The organism is Haloarcula sp. 1CSR25-25 (assembly GCF_032027985.1).
GTDB lineage: Archaea > Halobacteriota > Halobacteria > Halobacteriales > Haloarculaceae > Haloarcula.
Genome location: NZ_JAHYBW010000002.1, coordinates 19,626 through 32,458, shown reverse-complemented (window position 1 = coordinate 32,458; position 12,833 = coordinate 19,626). Strand labels below are relative to the sequence as shown.

The 12,833-nt window shown below is 59.5% G+C and carries 13 protein-coding genes and 1 tRNA gene; 8 read left to right on the top strand and 6 right to left on the bottom strand.

The features are described 5' to 3' along the window. Positions 1 to 3 precede the first annotated feature (3 nt). Both KZ498_RS05230 and KZ498_RS05225 read right to left on the bottom strand, forming a co-directional pair. Entirely contained in the window at positions 4 to 1,125 is a 1,122-nt protein-coding gene (locus tag KZ498_RS05230; RefSeq protein ID WP_312617425.1) for a hypothetical protein, read from the bottom strand. A gap of 730 nt (positions 1,126 to 1,855) precedes the next feature. Continuing rightward, complete coding sequence (locus tag KZ498_RS05225; RefSeq protein WP_312617423.1) at positions 1,856 to 3,664, bottom strand: hypothetical protein; 1,809 nt, start codon at positions 3,662 to 3,664, stop codon at positions 1,856 to 1,858. Positions 3,665 to 3,828: 164 nt separating this feature from the next. On the opposite strand from KZ498_RS05225, the gene KZ498_RS05220 reads away from it, so the two are divergent. Then, the gene (locus KZ498_RS05220) at positions 3,829 to 4,029 is read left to right on the top strand and encodes a hypothetical protein (protein ID WP_312617421.1); all 201 of its coding nucleotides are present in this window, start codon (positions 3,829 to 3,831) and stop codon (positions 4,027 to 4,029) included. A gap of 15 nt (positions 4,030 to 4,044) precedes the next feature. Here KZ498_RS05220 and KZ498_RS05215 read toward each other — a convergent pair whose 3' ends face one another. Together KZ498_RS05215 and KZ498_RS05210 are read right to left on the bottom strand one after the other, a co-directional pair. After that, positions 4,045 to 4,401, bottom strand: a complete 357-nt coding sequence (locus KZ498_RS05215) for a hypothetical protein (protein WP_312617419.1) — start codon at positions 4,399 to 4,401, stop codon at positions 4,045 to 4,047. 407 nt (positions 4,402 to 4,808) lie between these two features. Beyond that, positions 4,809 to 4,881 (bottom strand) — tRNA-Pro (locus tag KZ498_RS05210). 97 nt (positions 4,882 to 4,978) lie between these two features. On the opposite strand from KZ498_RS05210, the gene KZ498_RS05205 reads away from it, so the two are divergent. The 3 genes from KZ498_RS05205 (at position 4,979) to KZ498_RS05195 (ending at position 7,660) form a co-directional block, all read left to right on the top strand. Beyond that, positions 4,979 to 5,440 (top strand): NUDIX domain-containing protein, encoded by a 462-nt coding sequence (locus tag KZ498_RS05205; RefSeq protein WP_312617417.1) that lies wholly within the window; start codon positions 4,979 to 4,981, stop codon positions 5,438 to 5,440. A 115-nt stretch (positions 5,441 to 5,555) separates the two neighbouring features. Next, positions 5,556 to 6,728 carry an NAD-dependent epimerase/dehydratase family protein gene (locus tag KZ498_RS05200; protein ID WP_312617416.1) on the top strand — a complete coding sequence of 391 codons (1,173 nt, stop codon included), beginning with the start codon at positions 5,556 to 5,558 and terminating at the stop codon, positions 6,726 to 6,728. A 2-nt stretch (positions 6,729 to 6,730) separates the two neighbouring features. Next, entirely contained in the window at positions 6,731 to 7,660 is a 930-nt protein-coding gene (locus tag KZ498_RS05195) for an SDR family oxidoreductase (RefSeq protein ID WP_312617415.1), read from the top strand. A 37-nt stretch (positions 7,661 to 7,697) separates the two neighbouring features. Here the strand turns inward: KZ498_RS05195 and KZ498_RS05190 are convergent, their stop codons facing one another. Both KZ498_RS05190 and KZ498_RS05185 read right to left on the bottom strand, forming a co-directional pair. Further along, positions 7,698 to 8,111 carry a type II toxin-antitoxin system VapC family toxin gene (locus KZ498_RS05190; protein WP_312617414.1) on the bottom strand — a complete coding sequence of 138 codons (414 nt, stop codon included), beginning with the start codon at positions 8,109 to 8,111 and terminating at the stop codon, positions 7,698 to 7,700. After that, positions 8,098 to 8,325: an antitoxin VapB family protein gene (locus KZ498_RS05185; protein ID WP_312617412.1), complete on the bottom strand. Its 228-nt coding sequence runs from the start codon at positions 8,323 to 8,325 to the stop codon at positions 8,098 to 8,100. Before KZ498_RS05185 ends, KZ498_RS05190 begins: the two co-directional genes overlap by 14 nt. Positions 8,326 to 8,418: 93 nt before the next feature. Between KZ498_RS05185 and KZ498_RS05180 the strand changes: the two genes are divergently transcribed. The 4 genes from KZ498_RS05180 (at position 8,419) to KZ498_RS05165 (ending at position 12,830) form a co-directional block, all read left to right on the top strand. Continuing rightward, positions 8,419 to 9,405, top strand: coding sequence for an NAD(P)-dependent oxidoreductase (locus tag KZ498_RS05180; protein WP_312617411.1), 987 nt, complete (start codon positions 8,419 to 8,421; stop codon positions 9,403 to 9,405). A gap of 48 nt (positions 9,406 to 9,453) precedes the next feature. Next, positions 9,454 to 11,787 (top strand): STT3 domain-containing protein, encoded by a 2,334-nt coding sequence (locus KZ498_RS05175; RefSeq protein WP_312617410.1) that lies wholly within the window; start codon positions 9,454 to 9,456, stop codon positions 11,785 to 11,787. Positions 11,788 to 11,869: 82 nt separating this feature from the next. Beyond that, positions 11,870 to 12,343: a hypothetical protein gene (locus tag KZ498_RS05170; protein WP_312617409.1), complete on the top strand. Its 474-nt coding sequence runs from the start codon at positions 11,870 to 11,872 to the stop codon at positions 12,341 to 12,343. Beyond that, on the top strand, positions 12,336 to 12,830 hold the full coding sequence (locus tag KZ498_RS05165) for a hypothetical protein (RefSeq protein WP_312617408.1): 495 nt from the start codon (positions 12,336 to 12,338) through the stop codon (positions 12,828 to 12,830). The genes KZ498_RS05170 and KZ498_RS05165 overlap by 8 nt, the downstream gene beginning before the upstream one ends. The last annotated feature ends 3 nt before the right edge of the window (positions 12,831 to 12,833 follow it).

Sequence of the window (12,833 nt, the reverse complement as noted above, 5' to 3'; positions counted from 1 at the left end):
TATCTACCCCTCTGAGAAATAGTCGTCAAAGTCCCGTTTTGACCCGCGTCCAACGGAGAGCTCTCCTTCACGGAATCCCTCCAAAATTTGGTCAGTGATGCGCGAGAGAGCCCGTCTGGAGGCATTGAACCCCGGGATGATGGAAACATTGCTGTCAGAGGTTAAGAACACGTCCGCGGTTGTTCCATCGTTGAAATCGAGGACGGAGGCGTGCATATACGGGTTGTCGTGATAGACCGTGACTGATGATTTACTCAATCCGTCGAGCGCTCGGATTAACCGGTAGTTCTCTTCGCGCCCTTCGATTGATCCTTCTCGGTAGGTGATTTGTATTGGTTCGGCCTCTCTGGAACCGTATTCACGAGATCGGTTGGAGAAGAGGTCGCTCTTGTCCGAAATAAGGGAGGCGACGTTCTCCAACAAGAGTTGGAAGTAAATTGCGCTCTCGCCGTCAACGAAGCGGGATTCAGCCTTTCGAGAGACTTGTCCACTAAAATCGCGGGAGGACTGTCTGACTTCGAACTCAAGTTTGTCTACGTAGTAATCTTGTTCGGCGACTTCCGGTGAGTTGAATACCTCGAAATAGTCGGTGTCGTCGAAATACCGAACATCTGTGTTCGCACCTGGAGACTTGATGACTGCGCGTGTTGCGACGAGTTGGCCATCGATACTGTCATCAAGTACTTCGAACAGGCGCCGAAGGTCACCGCTGTCCATGAAAGACAGGGACAGCTCTGGTGGGAGAGCTTGCAGGTAACGCTTGAGGCCGTACTTGTAGAAGTCACTGTCTGAAATTGTATATGCGGTATAGACGTCGGCGTTGTCGTGTGCGAAGAGGTAGAATTCACCTTCTACGTACCGATATCCATCATCGTCGTATTCCTCACCCTGACCCTTCAACCGGCGAGTGAGAGAAGCGGTTATGAACTCGCCTTGGTCTTCAAGTTCGATGTGGAATCCGGTTGGGTCAAATTCGTCAAAAACTTCGGCGGGAGGGCTTTCTGAGACGAAGGTGATTGCTCTTACAGGTTCATCTTCACGTTGTACCCGCTGCTCGGTGTATTGCGACAGCTTGGACAGCGTGTCGATCTGTGCGAAATCGAGCAGTGTTCCTGATTTTTCCATTCTTCACCTTGCTGGTGAATCCGAGCGTCGGGTTGTTTGCTGTCTATCACTTCCGATGGATCGTTTAATGTATCTTTCCCTCTACGGCAGGAACCATCATTGTGTTTAGTCCTTTGCGTATGGGTTGGTGGGATCGCTACGTAGGGGCATATATGGATCTCGTATCTGGAGAAGGTAATAACTGAGCAAACCAGACCGGAAGTGGAAACACTTCTGTGTCGTAAACCTCCCTTCTTCGACACGTTATACTCGGCATGTTGGTGAGGGGAACACTAATCATACAAGCACCGAACAAATCTCCTATGACAGTCACTCCACCTGATTTCGACAAAGAGATGCATGGACACAGTGCAGTAAAGATCGAAGGTGCTTGCCATGCGATAGTATCCGACTATAGTACTGGTGAGCAGAGAGATGCGACAGAATGCGGGATTCTCCTCTCGTCCCATCTATCTAATCTGGACTTGGGGTCACGGATCGATTTTCAAGAAGAAAACGTCCGGATGTGTTCTGACTGTTGGCCAGAAGAAGTCATTAGTGAGGAGTAGAACGCATTCACCGAAACGGGATACTAGAAACATTTCTCGTTGTGAGTGGAATCATGAACAATCGAAGTACTGTGTTCGAAATGAAGGGGGTAGGGTCGAAATGAAGACCCCGTTGTCGAAATGAAATCACACCCCTCCTTGTGAGTGGTCAAGAATCGCCCTATTAATACCACACCCCTCAGTTAGTCCGGGCGACGTATGATGACCCGGTGCAGGTCGTACCAGTACGTTTGTGACTTGTAATTTATTTCGATGTCCACGGAGAAAGTCCCCGAATCTACATCCTCTTCAACCGGTCTCGGCACAATCAGCGCCGGCAAACCTAGTGATGTGACGTCCTCAACGAACTGTTCATATGTCCCAGGCCGATCTGTGATGCTAAAACTAGGGTCGTCGTAATCAGGATCTTCACAGACCTCACGGAACGAACCTGGTATCTCCTCACCATCTATGCCATCCATCGAATACTCTAGTTCGATGAACCCAGGAAACAACTGTAAGGATTCCAGATGCCCGTCATCCGGTGCTTCCGCCAAGATTTGCGTATATTCCTCTCCTTCGCCCATCCCGCGCGCCTCTTCGATTGCGTCAAGAACATCATCCTGTTGTGGGCTGTCCTGCACGGAATCAACGATCACGTCTGCTTGGCCCTCTAAGAAAGTCGGCGGGAGAGGGAGACGCGTCTGTGAAATGATTTGAGCGAGTGCAAGACTCTCAAGTACATCATCGTCTGTTTCGGCTGTAATCTCGGGGGGATTTAGACCATCGATTGGCTCGGTGACCTCAACACCCGTATCATCAAACTTGATGACCATTTGAGACAGCTCATCGTTCTCGGCTTTCTCACTGTACTTGACAAGCTCAGAGTACTGCTTGATGTCCATCTGTAGCAGATCAAACTCGAAGCTGGCAGTGTACTCTGTAATCAGCCTCGGGCCGGGTTGAGTGTCGAAGGATATCGTTCCTAATATTGGGTAGTCATCTGACGTTTCAGCGTTGCCCATCGTCTCCACGTGCACTGTGTGATTATTCAATGACAGCCGGACTGCTACTTCGGTAACCGGTTCAGCAACGAATTCTGCTAACTCTTCTGTTCGCGGGAGAACAAACTTTGAGTCTTGATTCCAGACTTCGATCGTCTGGTTGTCTTCGGTCTCGTCATCGACAGCTTCCTCCTCCGCGTCTTCGCTGAGGAAGAAGCGCTTGGTTCGTGTGGTGCTCTCTTCTAATTGTTCCTCAACGACGGTGTTCATGTAGGAGAAGAGTGAATTAGTCACCTCGGAAATAGAGAGACTGCGATCCACAAGGCGATTGAGTGGGTAGTTGACAAGATATGGTTGCCCCTCACCTGCTTCGCTACTGCGTTTGCAGAGGAAACTGGCGAATGCTTCGTCGGGCTCGTGCGTGTATTCTCCATGTATCTCCATCGTGGGACTAGGAGATATCTGGAATTTGTTTCCATGTTTAGTCGAGTTGTACATATCGATGAAATCGATATAGAATCGGCAAATGTCGGTGAGTTGTGCTCGAATATGCTCGACCGATCGTGTAACGTAGTCCTCGATTTGGTCTACCTCAAGCCCATCGTCGAAACGACTGGCTGGATCGTCTGCTGCGAGGATCACATCATATCCGAAGACGGCCTTGAGTCGATCGCTGAACTGGAAACTGGCGTCTTCGAAGTATTCATCCGGAGTTCCGTCGAGGAACTTTTTGCAGAAAGTCCGAACCTGGTTGCGGATTAAGTCTTCAACAAAGTTGTCTTCGGTGTTGATGTAGGAGAGGAAGTAGATGAGGAACTCCTCGGTATACTGCATGGTAGCCCGGAAGAGATCGACTTGGGCATAGCCGTGAATTTCGTCCTCGGAGCCGAGGTTGTTGTTGAGGTACTGGATGTACTTGTAACCCGATTCTGGATTATGTATACGCTGAAAATGTTCGTCGTAAGAGGAATCTTCGAAATCGACTTGTGTGAACCAGTCAGGGGCCATGTGGTTACCGGTACAAAGTTTGGCATAGTCATAATAACCTTGACTCTAACCTAATCGGCGCTACGACGAAATGCTCTGGTTTTAGCCTCCCGGACAGCAAGACAGGACACCCCTCAGTGTGAGTGGTGGGGTGGTCTAAGTGTCTGCACAGTCAACTGTCGGACATGGAAGACGCCCTCAACGTTGACGAAGAAGCTAAGGAAATCATCAGGGAATCACTGGAGATGGGTGACCGTGGCCCAATCTCATCCGTCAATGGCGAATGCGCGAGGTGTGATGACGACGCTACGTGGCAAGACCCAGAAACAGGCGAATTACTCTGCGAAAAGCACGCAAAGGAACGGTTCACCGAGCGACACAGGTGACGATATCAGTCGTCGTTAGAGCTCATCCAGTGTCTTTTGCTCCGCATCTTCTGGCCAGTCGTCAGGAACAACCAGTCCGGAACTCGGCTCTTCTCGAGACTTGACATCAACATCGTCACTGGGTTTCTCATAGAATATGTCGGCGAGGTCGCGCACGACAATGGTCATGTCTTTCTGGTTCTCGATTTGCTTCTGGTCGCGGAACCGAACGCCCTCCAGCTCGTCGTGTGACGTGTACAGTTTCGCGACAGCCCACGAAACGTTGAATCCGTGGCATAGTCTGATTCTCAATCCCCCGCAAATGCAGGCCTTGCTCGACTTTGCTGAGACCGTCGGAACATCCGGAGATGCCTCATCAGCGAAAACTATCACAACGGCCAGCTAACTGTGCGCTACCAAGATGGTACGTACACGTTGGAACCGGAAGAGATGGACACCGGGCCGACCCTCTCCGAGAATCAGCTGGATGCCCTTCACAGTTTGTTGGAGAAGATGGAGCTAGTCAAGGAGGAATACGATGAGCTGATGGAAACCCAGGGAGAACAGAGCCCTTTGTAGTTTCTGACACTAATTCCCCCGTTATAAAAAGAAGTTCTGCTGGTGCGAGGTTTTATATAAGTGCGTGCGCCAGCCATTGTCGGCTCTACGGAAACCACATGACTGCTTCGACCACCAATTGCGCGACAATTGAAATCGACCCCACTCGGGGCGCGATAGCAACGCGAAACCCGTTGCTGTGTGGCGATTACCGTCGGCACCAATATGGGGGACAGCCAAAATGGGCCGGCGCGAATTCGAATCGCGGTTACGGCCACCCGAAGGCCGAAGGATACCAGGCTACCCCACCGGCCCGTGCGATAGCAAGTGGACAGAAGACAGGGTCGGTTTTAACGGTTGCGAAACAGCGAGAAGCGGAGCGGTTTCACGGACGGCCTGCGAGCGAAGCGGTATGGAACTCCACGACGAACGCATTCCGGCGGAGACGTTCGCGACCTGTCTCGACAACATGCCCCAGCCCTGTGTCGACCTCGTCGTCGAGTACGAGGACGGGATCGTACTCACGCGACGGCAGAACGAGCCAGCGAAAGGCGAGTGGTTCTGGCCGGGGAGTCGACTTTACAAGGGCGAACGACTGGACGACGCGGCGACACGCATCGCCGAGGAGGAACTCGGCCTCAGCGCGGTCGAGGCGGAGCGACTCGGCGTCAGCGAACACTTCTGGGACACCTCGTCGGTCGACGGCGTCGATTCCCGGCACACGATACCAGTCGTGTATCGAGTCGTGCCCGAAGAGGGAACGGAGATAGCGCTCGACGACCAACACGACGCGTATCGCGTCGTCACGGAGCCACCGGCGGACGCGAACCAGTATGTCACGGAGTACTTCGAGCGGTTCGACATCGGCCGATAGAGGGTGACAATTGCTGTTTTGAATGCGCGCCCGTGTCTCACGAGGTCAAGCTGTAGGGGGAGTGACTGAACAGAAGATTGATTACGCGTCGCGGTTACTCACTATTTGAGTAACTATGACGATCCTCATCACTGGCGGCGACGGCTACGTCGGGTGGCCGGCCGCCCTGCGAATCGCGGACCGAACGGACGACCGAGTGCTGCTCGTCGACAACTTCGCCCGACGAGGGTGGGTCGAGGACGTCGGCGCGACGAGCGCGACACCGGTCGCCAGCATCGACGAGCGTCTCGACGCGGCCCGCGAGGTCCACGGGCTGACGAACCTCTCCTTTGTCGAGGGTGACCTCGCCGAGAAGTCCTTCGTCGACGAACTGCTTGCGGTCCACGAGCCCGACGTGGTCGTCCACACCGCCGCCCAGCCGTCCGCGCCGTACTCACAGATCAACGGCGAGCGGGCCAACTACACCCAGCACAACAACCTCCAGGCGACACGGAACCTCCTGTGGGGGCTTGAGGAACACGACCTCACCGACACCCACTTCGTCGAGACGACGACGACGGGCGTCTACGGCGCGCCGGAGTTCCCCATCCCCGAGGGCGGCGCGACGATGGAGAACCGGGGCGAGCGCGACGACGTGCCCTTCCCCAACATGGGCGGGAGCTGGTACCACGCGACGAAGGGCTTTGACGCACAGAACATGCGCCTGGCCCACACGCAGTTCGACATCCCGATCTCGGACGTGCGGACGGCCATCGTCTACGGGACCGAGACCGAGGAGACCCGCGCGGACGACCGGCTCAAGACCCGCTTCGACTTCGACTACTACTTCGGAACGGTCACGCACCGCTTCTGTGCGCAGGCCGTCGCGGGCTACCCCGTCACCGTCTACGGCAAGGGCGAGCAGCGCAAGCCGTTCATCTCGCTGGAGGACGCCGTCGAAGGGCTGGCCGAAGTGGCGCTGGCCGACCCCGACGAGCGCCCCGACGGGCTGACAGTGTACAATCAGGTCACGCGCGCAATCAGCATCGTCGAGATCGCCGAGACGATTGCAGATGTGGGCAGCGAGTACGACCTCGACGTGGCCGTCGAGCACTTCGAGAACCCCCGCGACGAGGACGAGACCCACAAGATGGAAATCGAGAACGACCGCTACGCCGACCTCATCGGCGGCCAGTCACAGTCCGTCGAGGACGGCGTCGCCGACATCTTCGAGACGCTGACCCGCTACGCCGACACCATCGAAGCCCACGAGGACCGCTTCCTGCCGGGCGTCCTGAGCGAGGACTGACCATGGACGTGCTGGTCACCGGGGCCTGTGGCTACATCGGCAGCGCGCTGATTCCGCTGCTGCGAGCGGACGACCGCGTCGACAGCGTCGTCGTCTTCGACGACCTCTCGTCGGGGTCGCCGCGGGCGCTGCTTGGGACGCTCGGGGACGGCCTCGTGTTCCGGCGGGGCGACGTGCGCGAGTACGGCGACGTGGAAAGCGCCATGCGCGGCGTCGACCGTGTCATCCACCTCGCGGCCATCACGGGCGCGGCGAGCACCCACGAACGGCGCGAGGAGACGTTCGCCATCAACTACGACGGCACCGAGAACGTCCTGACCGCGGCCGGCAAACTCGGCGTCGACCACGTCGTCTTCGCCTCCTCGTGTAACGTCTACGGCCGCGCGACCAGCACCGACATCGACGAGACGGTCGACCCGGACCCGATCAACCCCTACGCGGAGACGAAACTGGAATCGGAGACGCTGTTGCGGGAGTACTGCGAGGAGTTCGGCATGACCGGGACCGCCCTCCGGATGGCCACCAACTTCGGCCACTCGCCGGGCATCCGGTTCAACCTCGTCGTGAACTACTTCGTGTTCCGCGCGCTCACCGGCCGCCCGCTCACCGTCTACGGCGACGGCTCGAACTGGCGGCCGTTCATCCACGTCCGGGACGCCGCCCGCGCCTACGCCGAGGCAGCGTGCGACCCAGAAGCCTGGGACGAACCGGTGTACAACGTCGGGTCGGCGGCATCGAACTACCAGATCTCCGAAATCGCCGATATCGTCGCCGACGAGGTCGCGCCGGTCGACGTGACCTACCTCGAAGACGAGCATCCCGGCCCGTCGTATCACGTCAACTTCGACCGGCTGGGCGGAACCGGCTTCGAACCATCGTGGACGCTCCGCGAGGGCGTCCGCGACCTCGCGGAGAGGTTCACCGAGACCTAACGCTCGCGACACCTCCGCCGCCATCGACCCATCTCACTCACAGTTCTGTCCAATCGGTGACATCGACCCCATCGATTCGTTCGAAATGGTCCACGTTCCCAGTCAGCACTGAGAGTTGCTCGGTTCGGGCTGTCGCAGCGATGTACACGTCGTGGAGGTCGTGTAACGGTTCACCTCGGTCACGGAGTGTGGCGATGATGTCTGCCGCAGCCACAGACACAGCTCTGGTGACATCGATAACATCGAAACGAGAATAGAGTCGTTCGAGTGCGTCCATCGCCTCCTGGTGTGCGTCTGTACCACGGTCATACTGTCTGTTGACGCCGAGGCGGAGTTCCGTGACCGTGACGACGCTTATCGCGTGTCGCCCTTCTTCGTCGAGTATCTCGACACGCCGGTCGACGCCACCGCGGTCGATGTCAACGACGACTGACGTATCAACGAGTTTCATCGTCCAGTCGCTCCATCGTTCCCTCGCTCAGCCGACCGATTTCGTCCTGTACGCCGTCGTAGGTGTCGGGCTTGAAGATTTCTTGACCGGTTACGTCTGCCAACTGCCCACCGGATTCCAATTTCGCGTCGATGACCTCGCTAAAGCTCCGGTCACCCTTTTCGCGTTTTAGTTTCCGGTACACCTCGTCGGAGATGGAGATGTTTTTGCTCATGCGTTATGCATGGGTACGTGTACGCAAATCGCTTGCGGTGGGCCACGAGACAGACCACGGCTGCTATATATCGCCGCGACGATGCTTCCTCCAATGAACGGGTCCGACGATACAGTCACCGTCACTGTCACCGGCGGTGCAGGCTACATCGGCAGTCGCGTCATCTACGAGCTACAGCAGGCCCACCCCGACTGGGAGATTACCGCCGTCGACAACTTCTATCTCGGCACTGTGCAGTCCGTCGGCGACGTGGACATCGAGCACGTCGACATCCGGAACCGGGACCGGCTGGAAGCGGCGCTGTCGGGGGCCGACGTGGTGATGCACCTCGCCGCAGTCTCGGGCGTCGACGACTGCGAGGAGAACCAGGACCTGGCCTACGAGGCCAACGTCCAGGGGACCGACAACGTCGCCTGGTTCTGCCGGAAGACCGGGGCAGCGCTGGTGTTCCCGTTCTCGATGGCCGTCATCGGTGACCCACAGGAGTTTCCCATCACGGTCGACCACCCGCGGGACCCGCTGAACTGGTACGGCCGGACGAAACTGCTCAACGAGCGCGCCATCGAGACGTACGCCGAGGGCGCGTTCCCCGCCCACCAGTTCATGATATCGAACCTCTACGGCAGTCACGAACTCGACGGGCAGACCGTCTCCAAGGGGACCGTCATCAACTTCTTCGTGAACCGCGCGCTCGCCGGCGAGACGCTGACGGTCTACGAGCCGGGAACCCAGTCCCGGAACTTCATCCACGTCAAGGACGTGGCCCGGGCCTACGTCGACAGTTGCGAGCGGCTGCTGGGTCAGTTGGAGCGTGGCGAGACCGGCGTCGAGAAGTACGAGATCGCCAGCGACGAGGACCCCAGCGTCCACACCGTTGCCGAACTAGTCAAAGACGTCGCTGCCGAGGTCGCCGATATCGACGCCGACGTGGAGCTGGTCGAGAACCCACGCGGCGACGACGAGACGCTCGTCGATTCGTTCCCGGTCGACACCGGCCGGACGACCGATGCGCTGGGTTGGAGCCCGGAACACGACGTGGAGTCAGCGATTCGAGCGGCGCTGGAGTCGGCGAACGCGTAGGCGACGAGTCCCGATGGATTTATTCGCCAGACCGGAAAGAGGGGACACATGAGCGACACGCCCGGGGCGGGAGCGGTACTCGACGACCGGCCCGAGCTACGAGAGGCGACAGCGGCAGTTCTGGCCGTCGACGACGAACGGGACGGCTGGACGTTCGACGACATCCCCGTCGATTCGGGACAGTTCGGCGAACTCGTCTCAGCGGGTATCGTGGAGAAGGACGGGGAGCAGTATCGCGTCGCCGACCCCGAGGCCGTGCGGGCCGCCCTCGACGGCGAATCCGAGGTCGGTAGCGACAGCGGGCGCGGTGTAGCTATCGGGGACGCCCTGGAGTTCGACGTCGACGCGCGAGCAGCCGGCCTGCTCGTCGCCGCGCTGGCCGTCGTGTTCGTCGCCCGAACGTACGTCATCGGATCGATTTACCGCGGCGGCGACATCGTCTTATCGAGCAACGACCCCTACTACTACAGATATCACGTCGAACAGGTCGCGGCGAACGCCGGCAGCGTGGCCGATACCGGGGCCCTCGCCGTACTTCCGGGCAGCGTCACAAACGGAGAGCCGCTCATGGTCGCAACGCTCTGGTTGGTTGCCAGCCTCTTCGGCGGGAGCAAAGACGTCATCGGCCACGTTCTCGCGTGGTATCCTGTCGTGTCGGCACTCGTCACGGGCGTCCTGCTCTATCTGCTCGCGGTTCGGGTGTCCAGCGACCGACGTGTCGGTCTCGCATCGGTCCTCTTTCTGGCGTTTATTCCGGGGCACGCTTTCCGGACGAGTTTGGGGTTCGCGGACCACCACGCCTTCGACTATCCATGGCTGGGGCTCACTGCACTGGCGCTCGTGGTCGCACTGACGACGGTCACAGACCGAGCGTCGCTTCGGCGTCCACAACCGTGGCTCGCCGCGGTCGGCATCGGAGTCGGTATCGCCGGCCAGGTCCTCGCCTGGGAGGCCGGACCACTGCTCGTCCTGCCGGTCAGTCTGGTCGTACTGGGACAGACACTGCTCGATGTATCGAACGACCGGTCGGCGCTGGTCAGGAACGCGCCGGTCCTCGCCGGGGTCGGTCTCGGTGCGGGACTTGCCGGCGCGGTCCACAGTATCGCCGGCTGGCAGACCGCGCTCGTCGCTGGCACACCGGCACTGCTGACGGCGGGTACCGTCGTCGTCATCGGCACAGCAGAGGCAGCCAGGCGCTTCGGAGGCACCGCCAGGCAGCTGGTAGCGGTCGACGTCGGGCTGGGTGTCGTCGCCCTGATAGTCTTCCGCTTTGGCCTCACGGAACAGTGGGGAACGTTCAGCAGGCGGCTCGATACGCTGTTCCGTTCCGACGGGATCGCCGAGACGTACGGACTGTTCAGCGCTGACGCCTTTGGCTTCCTGTTCCTGCTCGGCCTGACGCTGCTGCTGGCGCTCCCGGCGATGGTGTGGGGGATCAGCCTCGCTCGGAACGACGGAAGCGGCTGGCTGATCGCCAGTAGCTACGCCTGGGTTCTGTTCGCTCTCGCCGTGATTCAGGTCCGCTTCGTCGGCGAACTGGCTCCGTTTCTCTCGCTGTTCGCCGGCCTCGCGTTCGTCTGGGCCGCCTCGTGGGTCGATGTCGCCCGTCCGGTGCTGACAACCAGTAACAGCGACCTGCGAGACGCACTCGTGCCGGACTCCCGGGCTCTCGTGTCGCTGTTCGTGCTGTTCCTGTTGTTCGGTGGCCTCGGGATGGTGCAGGTGCCGGTGAAAACGAGTCAGGTGCTCGTCGAAGACGGGACGTACGGCGCGGCGACTGCGGTCGAAGCCGACGCCGCCGACCGGGGACTCGAACATCCCGAGAACTACGTGCTCAGCCGCTGGGGACAGAACCGCGTGTACAACTACTTCGTCAGCGGCGAGTCAGAGAGCTACGCCGACGCCCGACAGACGTACGGGCCGTTCCTCGCAGCGACGGCCCCCGAAGAGGCCTATAACCGAATTTCCGGACGAGCCGGATACGTCGTGACGACGGGGACCGGGCTCGAGGAACCGACCACGATGTACGTCCGGTTACACCAGCACTTCGGAAGCCGGAACGGGGATGTGGACGGCCTGGCCCACTACCGGCCGCTCTTCGTGAGCGAGGACGGGGGCCACAGGGCGTTCGCGGTCGTCCCCGGTGGGACGGTACGAGGCACTGCGGCCCCGAATTCGACCGTCTCTGTAGCGACGACGGTCGCTGTCTCGGACAGAGAGGTCCCATACGAGCGCCAGACGACAGCCAACCGGAACGGTGAGTTCGCTGTCACCGTCCCGAACCCCGGGACGTACACCGTGACGACTGCCGACGGCGGCGAGGCGACCGTCGAAGTGCCGGAACAGACAGTGTACGACGGCGGAAACGTGACAGTCGGGTGACGGCCGGGGAATCGGCTGTTCGTTTCGCTCCGCGAGCGACAGAAGCGAAACGACCATGACACCCACCGAGAGAAGACAGCGTGTGCGCGTCTGGGTTCGTGTCCTCATCCTGTTCGGGCTGTGTCTGACACTCGGAGGGCTGTTCGTCCACGCAGAGGTTACAGAAGAGCAGTGGTCACCGTATCCGGATGCTGCAGACCTCTCGTCCGAATACGACTCGCACGTAGGACAGCAGCTCATGGTGTTTGGGACCGTCACCGAGACAGGGAAAGGCGGGATGAATATCAGGGCCGAAAGCGACGGGACGGCGATTACACTCAGAGTCACTGGAACGGAAGCGACCGTCGAACCCGGTGGCGTGGTCCAGGTGTACGGAACGCTCGAACCGGATCAGACAATCTCGGCCGAGCGCGTCGAGGTGGTCAACAGCAGCCGGTGGGCGGAGTTCTACAAGTACGGCGCCTCGGCTATCGGCGCACTCGGGTTCCTGCTCCTGTTCGTCCGGTACTGGCGTCTCAACCGTGATACGTGGACACTGGAGGGACGCGATGGCTGACCTGCTGACCCACCTGCTCGTTCCGTACGCCATCCTCACGGTCGCAGGCTGGCGCGTCGGCTGGCTCGACCGGCGCTGGGTCGTCGTCGGGATGGGCGGTGCGGCGATTCCCGATCTGAGAAAAGTCGAAATCGTGATCGACGAGACCACGGTCGAAACGCTTCTGGGCATTCCGTTCACCTATGTGCCCTTCTCGACACTCGGGGGCGTCCTGTTGGTCGCTGGAGCCATCTCCATCGCGTTCGAGCGGCGGCACTGGGGACGCGTGTACGGCCTCGTGACCTTCGGCGGCCTCACCTCGCTCTTGCTGGATGGGCTGCGGGTGTACGCCGACGGGCGGGCGGGCGCCTGGCTGTATCCGTTCACGAACTGGCGGCCGCCGACACCGAGCCTGTACGTGTCTTCGGACCCGACCGTACTCGTGGTGGCACTACTCGCTGCCGGCACGGTAGCCGTCCTCGACAGACGGATACGGGCGCGGAACTGACCG

What these genes read in the sequence shown, in the direction of transcription:
- KZ498_RS05230 (WP_312617425.1), bottom strand. Translation starts at nt 1,125, where the DNA reads ATGGAAAAATCAGGAACACTGCTCGATTTCGCACAGATCGACACGCTG.
- KZ498_RS05220 (WP_312617421.1), top strand. Translation starts at nt 3,829, where the DNA reads ATGGAAGACGCCCTCAACGTTGACGAAGAAGCTAAGGAAATCATCAGG.
- KZ498_RS05185 (WP_312617412.1), bottom strand. Translation starts at nt 8,325, where the DNA reads ATGAGCAAAAACATCTCCATCTCCGACGAGGTGTACCGGAAACTAAAA.
- KZ498_RS05205 (WP_312617417.1), top strand. Translation starts at nt 4,979, where the DNA reads ATGGAACTCCACGACGAACGCATTCCGGCGGAGACGTTCGCGACCTGT.
- KZ498_RS05175 (WP_312617410.1), top strand. Translation starts at nt 9,454, where the DNA reads ATGAGCGACACGCCCGGGGCGGGAGCGGTACTCGACGACCGGCCCGAG.
- KZ498_RS05225 (WP_312617423.1), bottom strand. Translation starts at nt 3,664, where the DNA reads ATGGCCCCTGACTGGTTCACACAAGTCGATTTCGAAGATTCCTCTTAC.
- KZ498_RS05165 (WP_312617408.1), top strand. Translation starts at nt 12,336, where the DNA reads ATGGCTGACCTGCTGACCCACCTGCTCGTTCCGTACGCCATCCTCACG.
- KZ498_RS05190 (WP_312617414.1), bottom strand. Translation starts at nt 8,111, where the DNA reads ATGAAACTCGTTGATACGTCAGTCGTCGTTGACATCGACCGCGGTGGC.
- KZ498_RS05180 (WP_312617411.1), top strand. Translation starts at nt 8,419, where the DNA reads ATGAACGGGTCCGACGATACAGTCACCGTCACTGTCACCGGCGGTGCA.
- KZ498_RS05195 (WP_312617415.1), top strand. Translation starts at nt 6,731, where the DNA reads ATGGACGTGCTGGTCACCGGGGCCTGTGGCTACATCGGCAGCGCGCTG.
- KZ498_RS05200 (WP_312617416.1), top strand. Translation starts at nt 5,556, where the DNA reads ATGACGATCCTCATCACTGGCGGCGACGGCTACGTCGGGTGGCCGGCC.